The sequence below is a fragment of the Acinetobacter sp. ANC 3832 genome (assembly GCF_002135415.1).
In the GTDB taxonomy this organism is placed as follows: domain Bacteria; phylum Pseudomonadota; class Gammaproteobacteria; order Pseudomonadales; family Moraxellaceae; genus Acinetobacter.
This window is the reverse complement of the sequence record NZ_NEGJ01000012.1, coordinates 22,994-38,884: the sequence shown is the minus strand read 5'-3', so window position 1 is coordinate 38,884 and position 15,891 is coordinate 22,994. Positions and strand designations below refer to the sequence as shown.

Below are 15,891 nucleotides of genomic sequence, written 5' to 3'. Positions count from 1 at the left end.
ATTTGAAGTCACAAGGAACGTCGTTTCGATGGGCACATATATATTAAAAAGACTTCTTCTGATTATTCCCACATTGTTTTTTATTTTATTAATTAACTTTGTTGTGGTTCAGATTGCACCAGGTGGACCTGTTGAACAAGCGATTCAACAGGCGCAAAGTTTTCAGGGTATAGGTGCAACTGGCGGTGCTGAAGTTGTAAGCAACTCAACCAATGCAACACAATATCAAGGTGCAAAAGGCTTAAGCGAAGAAATGGTTGAAAAAATTAAAGTGCAATATGGCTTTGATAAACCTGCTTATGAACGTTTTTGGCTGATGTTAAAAGGCTATGTGCATTTTGATTTCGGAATCAGTTTTTTTAAAGATAAACCTGTGACTCAATTACTTTGGGAAAAAATGCCCGTAACAATATCATTGGGGCTTTGGAGTACTTTGCTGATTTATTTGGTGTCTATTCCTCTAGGCATAAAAAAAGCCAAACAACATGGTATGTTCATTGATAAATCAACATCCTTATTATTGGCTGTTGGTTATGCAGTGCCAGCTTTTGTATTTGCAATCTTACTCATTGTATTTTTTGCAGGTGGATCATACTTTCAATGGTTTCCTCTACAAGGTTTAGTCTCAGATGATTTTCATACGTTAAGTACTTTTGGCAAAATTAAAGATTATTTTTGGCACATGACTTTGCCTTTAGTAACCATGGTTTTAGGTGGTTTCGCAGGGCTGACCTATCTCACCAAATATTCTTTTATGGAAGAATTAAATAAACAATATGTATTGGCTGCCCGAGCAAAGGGTTTAACTGAAAATCGTGTTTTATATGGTCATGTGTTTCGTAATGCCATGTTGATTGTGATTGCGGGATTGCCTGAAGCTTTGGTGGGGATATTCCTTGTGGGTAATTTGTTTATTGAAATTATTTTTAACTTGGATGGTTTAGGCTTGCTGGGTTTTGAAGCGATTCAACAACGTGATTATCCTGTTATTTTTGGTACATTATTTTTATTTACCTTGCTAGGTTTAGTACTGAGGTTGATTAGTGATGTGTTGTATCAAATGATTGATCCGAGAATTAATTTTGATTCAAGAGGTGCTAAATAATGTCACCCTTGATGCGAGCACGGATTCAACGTTTTAAACACAATGGTTTAGGATTTTTCTGTTTTATTGTCTTTAGTATTATTTTTGTTTTAGCATTGGCTTCTGAATTTATTGCCAATGATAAACCGATCTTGGTTAAATATGATCAGTCTTTTTATTTTCCTGCCATAAAAGAATATCCTGAAACAACATTTGGCGGTGTTTTTGAAACAGAAGCAGATTATAAAGATCCAGTTGTTAAAGAATTAATTAATGCCAAAGGTTGGGCAGTTTGGCCTCTTATTCCTTATGCCTATCAAACGCCAAACTTAGATTTAGCTGTACCCGTACCATCACCACCAAGTAAGCAAAATTGGTTGGGCACGGATGATCAAGGACGAGATGTGCTGGCCCGTATTTTGTATGGTTTACGGGTTTCATTATTGTTTGGTTTAGCTTTAACACTCTTTGCTTCTGTGATTGGTATTTTTGTAGGTGCAATACAGGGATATTATGGCGGATGGATTGATTTAATCGGTCAGCGTATTTTAGAAGTCTGGGGCGGTTTACCTACTTTATTTATGGTGATGATTCTGGTCAGCATGTTTACACCCAGTGTTTATTGGTTGTTTTTAATTATGCTGTTATTCGGCTGGCCTGCCTTGGTAGGTTTGGTACGTGCGGAATTTTTACGTGCTCGCAACTTAGATTATGTACGTGCGGCACGGGCATTGGGGGTAAGAGATACCACCATTATGTTCCGTCATATTTTACCAAATGCCATGAGTTCAAGCCTGTCACAAATGCCTTTTATGCTGACAGCTAATATTACTGCACTCACAGCGTTGGATTTTTTAGGTTATGGCCTACCACCCGATGCTGCTTCAATTGGTGAGCTTTTATTGCAAGGTAAAAATAATTTAAATGCACCGTGGTTGGCATTGTCAGGATTTTTCACATTGGCTTTGGTTTTATCTTTATTGATTTATATTGGGGAGGCGACACGTGATGCATTCGATCCAAGACGTCAATAATGAAGCAAAATTATTGCTTTCTGTTCAACATTTGCAGATTAAAAGTGCGCATCAAGAGTTGGTGCAAAATTTAAATTTTGATTTGCATATTGGTGAAACTGTTGCAATTGTTGGAGAAAGTGGCTCAGGTAAATCAATCAGCAGTTTAGCTATACTTGGTTTACTGCCGAAAAGTCTGAATATTACAGGTCAGGTGTTTTTTGAAGGTCAAGATCTCCTGAAAGCCAATGAAGACCAATTACAGATTGTCCGTGGTCGAAAAATTGCCATGATTTTTCAAGAACCGATGACGGCTTTGAATCCATTACATCGTGTTGAAAAAATTATTGGTGAGCCTTTATTATTGCAAGGCTGGTCGAAAGAAAGGGTACATAAAAAAACCATCGATCTATTGCAAGATGTTGGCATTACCGAAGCTGAAGAAAAGTTAAGACGTTATCCGCATGAGCTTTCAGGTGGGCAACGTCAGCGAGTGATGATTGCCGCAGCCTTGGCATTAGAACCTGATATTATTATTGCGGATGAGCCAACAACCGCTTTGGATGTGACCTTACAAGCGCAGGTGCTTAATCTTTTACAATTACTGATTCAAAACAGAAAAATGGCCATGATTTTGGTCAGTCATGATTTGAATTTAGTGAAACGCTATGCAGATCAAGTCATTGTAATGAATAAAGGGCGTGTAGAAGAACAAGGGCAGGTTAAAGATATTTTCCAAAGTCCAAAAACTGAATATACCAAGCATTTACTGAATCATGATTTTGGAACAGCGAACCCTTTAAGTGATGATGCCGACCTAATTTTATTTTTACATAAAATTGGTGTGAAATTTCCAATCAAGCAGGGTTTACTGAATCGTGTTAAAGATTATTTTGTTGCAGTAGAACCTTTAGATTTAAAGCTACATCAAGCTGAATCGATTGGGATTGTTGGAGAAAGTGGTTCAGGCAAAACCTCACTTGCATTGGCTATTGCACGTTTGATTGAAAGTGATGGCAATATTTTTTTATTGAACCAAGATATTAATAAACTGACAGAAGGAAAACTTAGACCTCTACGTTCTGAGTTTCAAATTGTATTTCAAGATCCTTTCTCAAGTTTAAATCCACGAATGACAGTGGAACAAATTATTGGTGAGGGCTTGGCATTAAAAAAATTGAAAAAAGCTGAAATTTCTGGACATATTGATGAAGCTTTGCAAAAAGTAGAATTACCAATTGAATTTAAAAATCGTTATCCACATGAGCTTTCAGGTGGTCAACGTCAGCGTATTGCACTGGCACGGGTTTTAGTCCTTCGTCCAAAATTAATTATTTTAGATGAGCCGACATCTGCTTTAGATCGAACAACACAACGTGCGATTGTTAAATTATTGCGTCAATTACAAGCTGAATTTAAGATTAGCTATTTATTTATTAGTCATGACTTGCAAGTCGTCAAAGCATTATGTCAAAAAGTATTGGTATTAAGGCATGCCGAAGTGATCGAGTTTCAAGAGACAAATGCTTTATTTAACAACCCTCAGAGCGATTATACCAAGAAATTAATTGCAGCAAGTCGCTATTGATTCCATGTATTTATAAATTTGACAAAGTAGATTGTCAAAATTACACTTAAAGATCAAAATTTTTAGAGTTCTTACTCTAATTAAAACAAGAGATGACCGTTATGAGCCAAATTGCAGCATCATTAAAGATTAAGAACACTGTATTCAAAAACCGTATTATCAAAGGTGCGATGAGTGAGGCATTGGCAAACTATGAAGGTCAGCCCAATCATTTGCATTTAGGTTTATATAAAGCATGGGCAGATGGTGGATTAGGTTGTGCCATTACTGGAAATGTAATGGTGGATTTCCGTGCGAAGAATGAACCAGGTGTCGTTGTTGTTGAAACTGAACGTGACTTGGGCAAATTAACTGAATGGGCAAATGTAGGCAAAAAGCAGGGAATGGTACAATTGATTCAATTGTCTCATCCAGGTCGTCAGTGTCCAAAAGGTTTAAACAAAGAAACTGTTTCAGCTTCTGCTGTACCATTTAGTGCAATGTTAGCAACAACTTTTGGTACACCGCGTGAATTACGTGAAGATGAAATTTTAGATATCATTCAACGTTTTGCGGAATCAGCGCGTATTTGTGAAAAAGCAGGCTTTGAAGGTGTGCAATTACATGGTGCACATGGTTATCTGATCAGTCAATTTCTTTCACCATTGACCAATAAACGTCAAGATCAATGGGGCGGTTCAATTGAAAATCGTATGCGTTTTTTATTGGAAATTTATAAAGCCGTACGTGCATCAACATCTGAAAACTTCATTATCTCTGTGAAATTAAACTCTGCGGATTTCCAACGTGGTGGCATTACAGAAGAAGAAGTGGTTGCTGTATTTAAAGCAATTGATACAGCAGGTATTGATCTGATTGAAATTTCAGGCGGAACCTATGAAGCTCCTGCAATGGCAGGTGCAAAAGCTGATAAACGTAAGGTCAGCACCATTGCACGTGAAGCTTACTTTTTAGATTTTGCTGAAAAAATTCGCAAAGAAGTGAAATGTCATTTAATGGTGACAGGTGGTTTCCGTACAGCTCAAGGCATGAATGCTGCATTAGAAAGTGGTGCATGTGAGTTTATTGGTATTGCACGTCCTTTGGCTGTAGAAACAGATGTGACGAATAGCTTAATTGCAGGACGTGATGTTAAATATGCAGTAGACCCAATTAAAACAGGTATTCCGTTTGTCGACAAAATGGCGATTATGGAAATCTTATGGTATGCGGCACAATTTAAAGCGATTGGAGAAGGCAAAAAGCCAAATCCTAAATTATCACCTTTAAAAGTATTCTTTAACTATGCAAAGAATAATGTAAAAGCCGTGATTAAAGGTCGCGTAAATTCTCGTAAAAGTGCATAAATTAAAAATGTTATAAGCTGAATGGATTACCAAGCGGTTGTCCAATAGGTTTTAAAATCTGAAGCAGACCATTGTCCTTTCTGTAAAGCAGTTTGAAAGGCAGGTCTGCTTTCTATTTGTGCCAAGTAACGTGAGATATTGCTAAGTCGCTGAAAATTTGAATTCGATAAATAACATGCTGATGTTGGAAACCATAATAAAATATCAGCGTTACTAAATTCAGAACCTGAAACCCAAAGCTTATTTTCTAAATGAGTATCGAGCATTTGCATGTATTGATCTAAGTTGGCATTTAAATAGCCATGATCAAAACCATATTTTAGCAATTGAGGCATAAAGCGGACAGGAAAAGGTGTTCTTTTCACAATCTGAGTGAAAATTTGTTTAAGCGCTAAACTGGGGATAAAGCTCGCTTCAGCAAAATTTTTCCAATAATAAAAATCAAGAGATTCTTCTAAGTTAAAGTTTTGAGTATTTAATTGCTGTGTCTGTTGACATAGGAAATCGCTAATGGCACTGGTTTCAGCAATAGTGAATCTTTTTGTATTTTCACTTTCTTGGAATAAAAGCGTGGGAAATTTAACCAGAGAATGGAATTTCTTGAGTTCTTTATAAGCCTCATCATCTTGATGATCATGGCAGATTTTAATTTCATAATTTAAATTTAATTCTTCCAATAACCATAGGATTCTTTGTGAACGTGAATTTTTTAGATGAAATAATGTAATGAGCATAGGAAGGCATTCAAAAAATACAAAGACTTATGAATATTAAATAGCCTATTCAATATGCTATTGTCAAAGTATAAGTTTTAAAGAAAGTCACATAAGAATGAACATTCAATTTTTAAATTTTTTTTATCGGATCTGTTTTCTTTTTTTCTATGCCCGTTTTCGCACAGCAGTTTGAAACTGGCGATATTATTTTCCAAACTTCAAAGTCTGCGCAGAGTGTTGTCATTCAAAAAGCCACACATTCACCTTATAGTCATATGGGAATGATTGTGAAGAAACAAGGGAAGTTGTGGGTATTGGAGGCGATTCAACCCGTCAAATATACGGCATTAAAGCAATGAATTAACCGTGGTGAGAAAAAGGGCAGTACGTTGTAAAACGCTACTACAAAGCTTTATCTGTGGCTCAACAGAATCAATTGGTCAAATCCGCTGAAAAATATTTAGGTAAGCCTTATGATCTTTATTTTGAGTGGGATGATCAGGCAATTTATTGTTCTGAAATAGTTTGGAAGGCATATACCAATGCATTGGGAATAGAACTTTCACCATTACAACATTTAAAAGACTTTGATTTAAAAGATGCCCAAGTGAAGTCTTTAATGAAGACACGTTATGGAGCACACATAGCTTTGCAAGAAACGGTGATTGCACCGAAAGCTATTTTTGATTCTAATCTGCTAATCACTGTAAAATAATAAAATATCATGAGTAGAGTGTAAAAAATTTCTGTTAATAGTTATGATATTTTTAATAAGCGTATGACTTATATTAATAATAAAATTTAAAAATCTTTTTTGATGATAAATATGATTCTCATTATGCAAAATACATCACGTTCAAGAGGTTTTTTGGTCATTGCTTTGTTCTGATTAAATTTTATACTCGGTATAAATACGACTTATGTTGGATATTGTATGAGTAGCTCAGACCTAGATTCAAAAACACAAGAGAGTAACTTGCTGACCTCATCCTTTAAGCGCCTTAAAGCCAAAGGTATTACGGTACGGCGCCCTAAAATCAATACTAAGCAGATTCCTCGATATTTTATTGGGAAATCACCCTTAATCAGTTACTTTTTTACAGCACTGTCACTGACTTTTCCAGATGGCGAGCAGTTTTTTGTACACTCTGTACGTAATGTCAGAGATCGAATTCAAGATAATGAACAACTTCAAGCGCGCATTTCTGCTTTTATTGGGCAAGAAGCGATGCATGCACAATTACATGATACGTTTAATCAAGATTGGCGAAGGGATGATTATCATTTAGATGCTTATACTCGATTTATTAGTGAAGGCATTAAGTACATGAAATCACAACCTAAAATAGCACAACTCGCTTTAACTTGTGCTTTTGAACATTTTACTGCAATTTTTGCAACGAATATATTAAATAATTCGAAGCTTATTGAGCAGAGTGATCCTGAAGCGATTAAGTTTTGGTTATGGCATGCCATTGAAGAAATTGAGCATAAGAGTGTAGCTTTTGAAACCTATAAAGCAGTTTATGATAATGAAACCGTACGTTTGAGAACCATGCGTTATGCGATGGCATCATTTGTGATGGCATCATTATATGGTGGAGGGCACTTGTATCTGAAAGATTTTAAGAACAATTGGAAATATCCAATTCAGAATGCTAAGGGGTTATTTTTTATTATAGGTATGTTCACGCAATCTATACCAGAATTAAAAGATTATTTCCGTGCAGACTTTCATCCAGATGATCACAATCAGGATGAATTGATTCAGTATTGGAAACATAAATTAGCCACTGAATATGGTATGACTGAATTTGCCCAAGTCACGCAAGCTGCTTAATTCATATTAAAGTTTTACTCATAAAAAAACCGCCCAATCAGGCGGTTTTTTTATTCAGAGCAAAAATTATTTACTTTTGTCTTTTAACTGAGGAACAGCTGAACCTGTACCCACTGCAAGTAAACCAGTATTTGTATAAATACTTAATTTTGCACGCGTATCTGTAATATCCAAGTTACGCATGGTCAATTGACCAATACGATCCATTGGAGAGAACATTGAATCACCTTTTTCCATCGTTAAACGCTCAGCTTCATACGTGAGGTTTTCAGATTCGGTGTTCATAATCGTGTAATCATTACCACGACGAAGTTCTAGTGTTACTGTGCCAGAAATTGCTTTTGCAACCCAACGTTGAGCAGTTTCACGAAGCATAAGCGCTTGCGAATCGAACCAACGACCTTGGTACAACAAACGACCTAAACGTAAACCGTTAATACGGTATTGTTCAATCGTATCTTCGTTATGAATACCAGTGACAAGACGTTCATAAGCGATATGAAGAAGTGCCATACCTGGAGCTTCATAAATACCACGAGATTTCGCTTCAATGATACGGTTTTCGATTTGATCTGACATACCTAGACCATGACGACCACCAATACGGTTGGCTTCAAGGATGAACTCAACTGGATCTTCAATACGTTTACCATTTAAAGCAACAGGGAAGCCTTCTTCAAAAGTCACAGTCACTTCTTCTGCTTCAACTTTTACGTCATCTTTCCAGAACGCAACGCCCATGATTGGCTCAACGATTTTGATGCCTGCATTCAGGTATTCAAGATCTTTCGCTTCATGTGTCGCACCCAACATATTTGAATCTGTTGAGTAAGCTTTTTCTTTTGACATTTTGTAGTCAAAGCCATTGTCGATGAGGAACTGTGACATTTCTGCACGACCGCCAAGCTCATCAATAAAAGTTTGGTCTAACCAAGGTTTATAGATTTTAAGCGCAGGATTGGTCAATAAACCGTAACGGTAGAAACGTTCAATGTCGTTTCCTTTGTAAGTCGAACCGTCACCCCAAATGTTGACATCATCTTCTTTCATTGCAGTAACAAGCATAGTGCCTGTAACTGCACGACCTAATGGAGTCGTGTTGAAATAAGGAACGCCACCTGTACTGATATGGAATGCACCACATTGAATTGCAGCAATACCTTCAAGTGCAAGCTGTAAACGGCAGTCTACCAATCGGGCTTTTACTGCGCCGTATGCTTCAGCTTTCTTTGGAATGGCATCATAGTCATCTTCATCAGGCTGACCTAAGTTTGCTGTATAAGCATAAGGTTCAGCGCCTTTTTGTTTCATCCACAATAAAGCAGCTGAAGTGTCTAGACCACCAGAAAAGGCGATACCGACTTTTTTGCCCACTGGTACATGCTGCAAGATGGTTGCATTATCAGTCATTGCTTGTCCTAACTATTTCAAATATAGGCACCATATAGGTATTGGTAGCCAAGTAGAATTTTATAAACGCATTATTGTAGCACTTTTAATTCTTGATGTTTTCGTAAAACGGGTTGAATAAATAAAAATATTGTTTGGTATTTAGAATGCGATTGAGGAGCCAAGTAAAAAAAAGCTTGTTTAAAAATTTAAAGCGTCATTTAACCCGATAAATTGCTTTTCAATTGGAGTGAAAACATGCTCATTTCGAGCAATGAGATATAAGCCAATATTTCGATATTGTTCAGGAATATCCATATAATATTGCACATTAAATTTTTTAATTAGTGATTTAGCCACGACAGCAATGCCCATCCCCAATTGAGTAAAATGAATCAATGCTTCATGGTCATGAATATGGGTTAATTCACCTTTGGTCAGTTGGTAATCTGAATAAATTTGTTCCAATATTGTCGCATAACAACAATTATCCGAAGTGCGTAATATATTTTGATGGTTTAAGCAGTCAGTAAAATGATGATGGTTAATTACATTTTTCCCAATAATCACAAGCTCATCTTCACCCTTTTGAATATACTGAATATTCTTTTGGGTGGGGTGCCCTAGAACATACGCAATATCGAGATTTCCCTGTAAAATTTCATCTTCAATATAGCCCGTTTCGCCCGTTTTAAGGGTCACTGAAAGCTCAGGATAGGTTTCATAGAGTTTGCTAAAAGACGGATAGAAACGCATACCGCCTAAACTAGCATTGGTGCCAAAGCGTAAACACATCTCTTGCTGATAAATTTTATTTTCAGTTTCTTCCCAAGTAAAAATCAGTTTTTTATATTGAGAATACAGGTTCATCCCTGATTCAGTTAGTTCAACACCTTTAGGTTTTCGAATAAACAATTGACGTTTATAGTGGTTTTCTATTTTTTTAATTTTCGCTGTCATATTCGACTGTAAATAGTTCAGCTTATGTGCAGCCGCAGAAATACTTTTCAGTTCTGCAACAGTTACAAATGACCGAATGTCATTGATATCAATATTCATCTACAGTTACTCAGTTAGCGTTATGATCCGTATAACCTAGGTATCAAAAAATAAGATGCATATATTAAAACATAACATTATTCATGATGTCATTTCTTATTTACACTACAAAGACTTTCCAGTTGTTGAGCGCAATAAGTGAATATTAAAGTACTCAGTGCAATATGCTTACTTTGTTTAATTTGGAGTTCTTTATGGGGACTGATTAAATATAGTTTGCATATTTTTCCACCATTTTTATTCATTTCTTCACGGCTGATTTTAGGCGCAGTGACGTTAATTATTGTGCAATTTCTTTTAAGAAAGTCTATTTTACCTGAACGAAGTGAATGGAAACAATTAACGATCCTGAGCTTAATGCTGTGTGTTGGATTTTATGCAACGCAGACCTTTGCAATGCAATTTGTAGATTCAGGATTATCTGCAGTATTGGTTTTTACAATGCCGATTATGATTGGTGTCTTGGCACATTACTTTTTAAATGAACGGTTAAATATCCAAAAAATTGCAGGTTTATTATTTGGAGCATGTGGGTTAATCGCTATTCTATGGACGCAGTTGCAGAATATTCATCTCAATTTAACGTTGTTTGGAGAGTTACTGTTACTTGTCGCTGCATTTTTTTGGGCAAGCTCTACAATTTATATCAAAAAATATTTTTCAAATTATAACAAAATCAAATTAACAATTTGGCAGATGCTCATTGGTGGCATTTTTATCCTTAGTTTTGCAGTTTGGTTTGAGCCGATTCAACTCAATATTTGGCTGAATCCGATGAATTTTTCATTGTTGTTTTATATTGCAGTTGTAGGAACAAGTTTAGCCTTTTTACTGTGGAACTGGATTGTGAGTCAGGTTGATGCATTTGTGGCGTCAATCTCGATCATGAGCATACCTATACTTGGGCTATTTTTCGGATATTGGTGGTGGAATGAACCTTTGACTGCGAACATTTTGATTGGTGCTGTGCTAATTTGTTTAGGTATTATTTTTAGTTCATTAAAAATTAGTGCGAAACGCGTAGACAAATTAGCAATACAGAACAATCAACAATAGCAATGAATCAAAAATATATTTGAATAAACATCTTACGCACGTATGTAAGATGTTTTTTGTATATTTAAAGCCGAAAGGATAGAAGTATCTTTTAAATAAATCATTTTTAGCAAAGGGAAAGTAAATGCTGATTATTTTTGGGGGTTTACCTGCAACAGGTAAAACCACTATTGCCAAGCGACTTGCTCAAAAACTAGAAGCAACTTATTTGCGTATCGATTCGATCGAGCAAGCGATTTTAAAAGATCAAATTGTGCAGTCTATGGTAGAGGTGGGTGCAAAAGGCTATCTAGTCGCATATGCCGTGGCTTTAGATAATTTGAAACTGGGGAAAGTGGTCGTTGCAGATTCCGTGAACCCAATTGAAATTACTCGTCAATCATGGAGAAATACAGCACTTAACGCACAAGTCGATTTTCTTGAAATTGAAATGATCTGTTCAGATCAAGTACTTCATCAGCAGAGAGTTCAAACAAGATGTGCTGATATTACAGGGCATCTCTTACCGAATTGGCAAGATATTCAAAATCGTGAATATGAACAATGGGATACAGCATCATTAATAATAGATACAGCAGATATAAGTGTAGATAAAGCAATATCAATGATTATGATGAGATTAAATACCGAAAAATCCGAAGAAAATTAAAATATTAGACTAAAGTCTTATGATGAAAATTAAAAATAAATAATTCTATAAAAAGTTAAATAAAAACAAATGAGTTGATTTATTTGAATCATTCACTCTCTTTAGACAGAGAGAATTAGTGCACATAATTATCATTAATATTGGTCATACCAATAATTATTTATCAGACCAATATTGATCTTTTAATCAGCAGAAACTACCATTAGATTGAATATAAAGTTTAATTTTATAAATTAGGTAATATTGGTCATACCAATAATGGTATTTTATGATTATCCATCAGACCAGATTTAACCTTCCTGAAAGCATTTCAAGGAGATGACAATGCTTCAACATTGGCAACAGATTTATGATCCGATGGGTAATATTTGGATTTCCAGTATTATTGCACTGATTCCGATTATCTTTTTCTTCCTCGCACTTGCCGTATTTCGTATGAAAGGCAGTGTGGCAGGTACAATTACGGTTGTACTAGCGATGTTAGTTTCGCTATTTGCTTATAAAATGCCAGTTGCAATGGCTTTTGCATCGATGGTTTATGGTTTCTTATATGGTTTATGGCCGATTGCTTGGATCATCATTGGTGCGGTATTCCTCTACAAAATTTCAGTCAAAACAGGTCAGTTTGATGTCATTCGTGCATCGATTCTTTCGATTACTGAAGATCAACGCTTACAAATGTTATTGGTTGGCTTTGCCTTTGGCACGTTCCTAGAGGGTGCGGCAGGTTTTGGTGCGCCAGTAGCAATTACCGCAGCATTATTGGTAGGCCTTGGTTTTAAACCACTTTATGCAGCAGGACTTTGTCTTATTGTAAATACTGCACCTGTGGCATTTGGTGCAATGGGTATTCCTATTATTGTGGCAGGTCAGGTATCTGGTGTAGATACGATGGAAATTAGCCAAATGGTGGGTCGTCAATTACCGTTTATGGTGCCAATCGTTCTGTTCTGGATTATGGGGATTATGGATGGATGGCGTGGGATTAAAGAAACTTGGCCAGCAGTGATTGTGGCGGGTGGTTCATTCTCGCTTGCACAGTATTTAACATCTAACTTTGTTGGCCCTGAACTTCCAGATATTACGGCTGCAATTGCATCTTTAGTAACATTGACCATTTTACTTAAATATTGGAAACCAAAACATATCTTCCGCTTTGCAGATCAAGATTCAAATATTGATGAGAACTTAGTGGCTCAGAAGCAACAGAAATATACAATTGGGCAAATTGCAAAAGCATGGTCTCCATTCATGATTTTAACTGTTATGGTGACCATCTGGAGTGTTAAACCATTTAAAGATTTGTTCACGAAAGATGGTGCATTACATGATTGGGTTATTTCAATCAAAGTGCCATATTTGCACCAATTGGTACAAAAATTACCGCCTGTTGTTCCTGAAATTAAAGATTATGATGCGATTTTTAAATTTGATTGGTTCTCTGCAACAGGGACAGCCATCATTTTTGCAGCAATCATCACCATCATTTATTTAAAAATGAAACCGAAAGATGCGTTGTTAACCTTTGCTGAAACCGTGAATGAATTAAAAATTCCTATTTATTCAATTGGTATGGTCTTAGCATTTGCTTTTATTGCGAACTATTCGGGTATGTCGGCAACATTGGCTTTGGCTCTGGCGCATACGGGTAAAGCCTTTACATTCTTCTCGCCATTTTTGGGTTGGATTGGTGTATTCCTGACAGGTTCAGACACATCAGCAAATGCATTGTTTTCTGCTTTACAAGCGACCACTGCACAGCAAATTGGTGTACCCGAAGTTTTATTGGTTGCTGCTAATACCAGTGGCGGGGTTACAGGAAAAATGATTTCGCCTCAGTCTATTGCAATTGCATGTGCCGCTGTAGGTCTTGTGGGTAAAGAATCAGATCTGTTCCGTTTTACCGTTAAACACAGTATAACGTTCACAGTAATGATCGGTATTATTATTACCTTACAAGCCTATGTGTTCCCATGGATGATTCCATAACACACTTATTTCAGAATAGCGTGCTGAGGAAAGCAGATGAAAGTCTCCGACAAAGTGGTACAAAACCTTCGTGTATTGATTGAACAAACCAATATGCAAGTCGGAGATCGTTTACCTGCTGAACGTAAATTATGCGAACAACTTGGCGTATCTCGTTCTTCGTTGCGTGAAGCCATTCAACAATTGACCAGTACAGGAATGCTGATTAGTAAAGTTGGTGCAGGTACTTTTTTGCAACAACTGCCAACAAATTGGTCTCAATTACAAATTGTTCAACCCTTGAGTAATTTAATTGATGAAGATCCTGCCTATCGTTTTGATGTACAGGAAGCACGTAGCATTTTAGAGGGTGGTACTGCATGGTATGCAGCTCAAAGGGCGACCAAAGAAGATTTGGTTTATATTCGCCAATGCTATGACCAAATTTCATATTTCCAGTCACTGGGTGATGATGATCAAGCCTCTATTGCAGATGCAAATTTTCACTTAGCCATTGCTGAGGCATCTCACAATCTTGTCTTGATTCAGATGATGCGTGGTTTATTTGATTTGTTGCGATTCAACGTGGTTTTGGGACGTCGTAAAGTTTATTCAGAAGCACACCGTTTTGATCAATTGCATGATCAGCATTTTCAAGTAATGGATGCAATTGAACGTCAGGATCCAGAAGCTGCCCGTCAAGCAGTCTGTGGACATATAGAATTTGTAGTTCAACAAGTACGACTGATTGATGAGGAAGAAGCTCGTCGTCAGCGTTCAAGTCGATTAAATAGGATATAAACCATGATTATTTCTTCTGCTAATGATTATCGTGAAGCAGCGAGACGTCGTTTACCGCCATTTTTATTTCAATACATCGATGGTGGTGCTTACGCTGAATATACGCTCAAGCGTAATGTGGAAGATTTATCAAAAATTGCCTTAAGACAACGCGTCTTAAATGATATGTCTGAATTAAGTCTTGAAACAAAATTGTTTGATGAAACTTTATCGATGCCCGTTGCATTATCACCTGTCGGTTTAACAGGAATGTATGCACGTCGTGGTGAAGTTCAGGCTGCGGTTGCCGCTGATAAAAAGGGTATTCCTTTTACTTTATCAACTGTTTCTGTTTGCCCTATTGAAGAAGTTGCACCTGCACTTAATCGCCCAATGTGGTTTCAGCTTTATGTATTACGTGACCGTGGCTTTATGCGTAATGCCTTGGAACGTGCCAAAGCAGCAGGTTGTTCAACCTTAGTCTTTACCGTTGATATGCCAGTCCCCGGTGCACGTTATCGTGATGCACATTCAGGAATGAGTGGTCCAAATGCAGCAATGCGCCGTTATATGCAATCCTGTTTTCATCCACATTGGGCATGGAATGTTGGATTATTGGGTCGCCCACATGATTTAGGCAATATTTCAAAATACTTAGGTAAACCAACAGGTCTTGAAGATTATATTGGGTGGTTAGGAAATAACTTTGATCCGTCTATTTCATGGAAAGATTTAGAGTGGATTCGTGAATTCTGGGATGGCCCAATGGTCATTAAAGGGATTTTAGATCCTGAAGATGCCAAAGATGCAGTACGTTTTGGCGCAGATGGTATTGTGGTTTCAAACCATGGTGGTCGTCAGCTAGATGGCGTTTTATCTTCAGCACGTGCACTTCCTCCCATTGCAGATGCAGTCAAAGGGGATATTAAAATCCTTGCAGATTCTGGCATTCGCAATGGCTTAGATGTAGTTCGTATGTTAGCTATGGGTGCAGATACGTGTATGCTCGGTCGTGCATTTGTATATGCTTTAGGTGCGGCAGGCGGTGAAGGTGTTTCAAATTTATTAGATTTAATTGATAAAGAAATGCGTGTTGCAATGACTTTAACAGGTGCAAAAACCATTGCAGATATTAGCTCTGATTGTTTAGTGCGATTAGATAGAGAATTGGCTGAGTAATTTTAATTATTAAGGAATGATTTTAAAATTTAACCTGATACGCGAGAGTGTCATCCACAACTTTTTGAGGCAAAGCAATATTTAAAACTGAATGTTTTTGCGAAGAAAATGTTAAATGGTGGTATTTGCCGAGTTTTGTGGATGACGATGCCTTTGGTTACTTTGGGCTTAACCAAAGTAATAGATGAGCTCCTTACATTAAATATAAAGCGGTATGACACCGT

General features: G+C 36.9%; 15 protein-coding genes. 12 read left to right on the top strand and 3 right to left on the bottom strand.

Annotated elements, in window-relative coordinates:
• The first annotated feature begins 28 nt into the window (after positions 1-28).
• The 4 genes from B9T35_RS14615 (at position 29) to B9T35_RS14600 (ending at position 5,031) form a co-directional block, all read left to right on the top strand.
• On the top strand, positions 29-1,105 hold the full coding sequence (locus tag B9T35_RS14615) for a microcin C ABC transporter permease YejB (protein WP_086191831.1): 1,077 nt from the start codon (positions 29-31) through the stop codon (positions 1,103-1,105).
• On the top strand, positions 1,105-2,118 hold the full coding sequence (locus B9T35_RS14610; RefSeq protein WP_086191830.1) for an ABC transporter permease: 1,014 nt from the start codon (positions 1,105-1,107) through the stop codon (positions 2,116-2,118). The genes B9T35_RS14615 and B9T35_RS14610 overlap by 1 nt, the downstream gene beginning before the upstream one ends.
• The gene (locus B9T35_RS14605) at positions 2,093-3,685 is read left to right on the top strand and encodes an ABC transporter ATP-binding protein (protein WP_086191829.1); all 1,593 of its coding nucleotides are present in this window, start codon (positions 2,093-2,095) and stop codon (positions 3,683-3,685) included. The genes B9T35_RS14610 and B9T35_RS14605 overlap by 26 nt, the downstream gene beginning before the upstream one ends.
• A 101-nt stretch (positions 3,686-3,786) precedes the next feature.
• On the top strand, positions 3,787-5,031 hold the full coding sequence (locus B9T35_RS14600; RefSeq protein WP_086191828.1) for an NADH:flavin oxidoreductase/NADH oxidase family protein: 1,245 nt from the start codon (positions 3,787-3,789) through the stop codon (positions 5,029-5,031).
• A 26-nt stretch (positions 5,032-5,057) separates the two neighbouring features.
• Here B9T35_RS14600 and B9T35_RS14595 read toward each other — a convergent pair whose 3' ends face one another.
• Positions 5,058-5,765, bottom strand: coding sequence for a glutathione S-transferase N-terminal domain-containing protein (locus B9T35_RS14595; RefSeq protein ID WP_086191827.1), 708 nt, complete (start codon positions 5,763-5,765; stop codon positions 5,058-5,060).
• A 149-nt stretch (positions 5,766-5,914) separates the two neighbouring features.
• On the opposite strand from B9T35_RS14595, the gene B9T35_RS18800 reads away from it, so the two are divergent.
• The 3 genes from B9T35_RS18800 (at position 5,915) to B9T35_RS14585 (ending at position 7,587) form a co-directional block, all read left to right on the top strand.
• Complete coding sequence (locus tag B9T35_RS18800) at positions 5,915-6,106, top strand: YiiX/YebB-like N1pC/P60 family cysteine hydrolase (protein WP_265733451.1); 192 nt, start codon at positions 5,915-5,917, stop codon at positions 6,104-6,106.
• Positions 6,107-6,165: 59 nt separating this feature from the next.
• Positions 6,166-6,462, top strand: coding sequence for a YiiX/YebB-like N1pC/P60 family cysteine hydrolase (locus tag B9T35_RS18795; protein ID WP_265733450.1), 297 nt, complete (start codon positions 6,166-6,168; stop codon positions 6,460-6,462).
• Between the two features lie 219 nt (positions 6,463-6,681).
• The gene (locus B9T35_RS14585; protein ID WP_086191826.1) at positions 6,682-7,587 is read left to right on the top strand and encodes a metal-dependent hydrolase; all 906 of its coding nucleotides are present in this window, start codon (positions 6,682-6,684) and stop codon (positions 7,585-7,587) included.
• A gap of 66 nt (positions 7,588-7,653) precedes the next feature.
• Here the strand turns inward: B9T35_RS14585 and argG are convergent, their stop codons facing one another.
• Both argG and B9T35_RS14575 read right to left on the bottom strand, forming a co-directional pair.
• A complete protein-coding gene (gene argG, locus B9T35_RS14580; RefSeq protein WP_086191825.1) occupies positions 7,654-8,997 on the bottom strand; it encodes an argininosuccinate synthase in 1,344 nt (447 codons plus the stop codon).
• Positions 8,998-9,177: 180 nt separating this feature from the next.
• Positions 9,178-10,035 (bottom strand): LysR family transcriptional regulator, encoded by an 858-nt coding sequence (locus B9T35_RS14575; RefSeq protein ID WP_086191824.1) that lies wholly within the window; start codon positions 10,033-10,035, stop codon positions 9,178-9,180.
• Between the two features lie 138 nt (positions 10,036-10,173).
• Here B9T35_RS14575 and B9T35_RS14570 point away from each other — a divergent pair, with 138 nt between their 5' ends.
• The 5 genes from B9T35_RS14570 (at position 10,174) to lldD (ending at position 15,667) form a co-directional block, all read left to right on the top strand.
• Positions 10,174-11,091: a DMT family transporter gene (locus tag B9T35_RS14570; RefSeq protein ID WP_086191823.1), complete on the top strand. Its 918-nt coding sequence runs from the start codon at positions 10,174-10,176 to the stop codon at positions 11,089-11,091.
• A gap of 124 nt (positions 11,092-11,215) precedes the next feature.
• On the top strand, positions 11,216-11,740 hold the full coding sequence (locus B9T35_RS14565; RefSeq protein WP_086191822.1) for an AAA family ATPase: 525 nt from the start codon (positions 11,216-11,218) through the stop codon (positions 11,738-11,740).
• Positions 11,741-12,058: 318 nt separating this feature from the next.
• A complete protein-coding gene (gene lldP / locus B9T35_RS14560) occupies positions 12,059-13,729 on the top strand; it encodes an L-lactate permease (protein WP_171264294.1) in 1,671 nt (556 codons plus the stop codon).
• 36 nt (positions 13,730-13,765) lie between these two features.
• Positions 13,766-14,509 (top strand): transcriptional regulator LldR, encoded by a 744-nt coding sequence (gene lldR / locus B9T35_RS14555; protein ID WP_086191820.1) that lies wholly within the window; start codon positions 13,766-13,768, stop codon positions 14,507-14,509.
• Positions 14,510-14,512: 3 nt separating this feature from the next.
• Positions 14,513-15,667 (top strand): FMN-dependent L-lactate dehydrogenase LldD, encoded by a 1,155-nt coding sequence (gene lldD / locus B9T35_RS14550; protein ID WP_086191819.1) that lies wholly within the window; start codon positions 14,513-14,515, stop codon positions 15,665-15,667.
• Positions 15,668-15,891 lie beyond the last annotated feature (224 nt).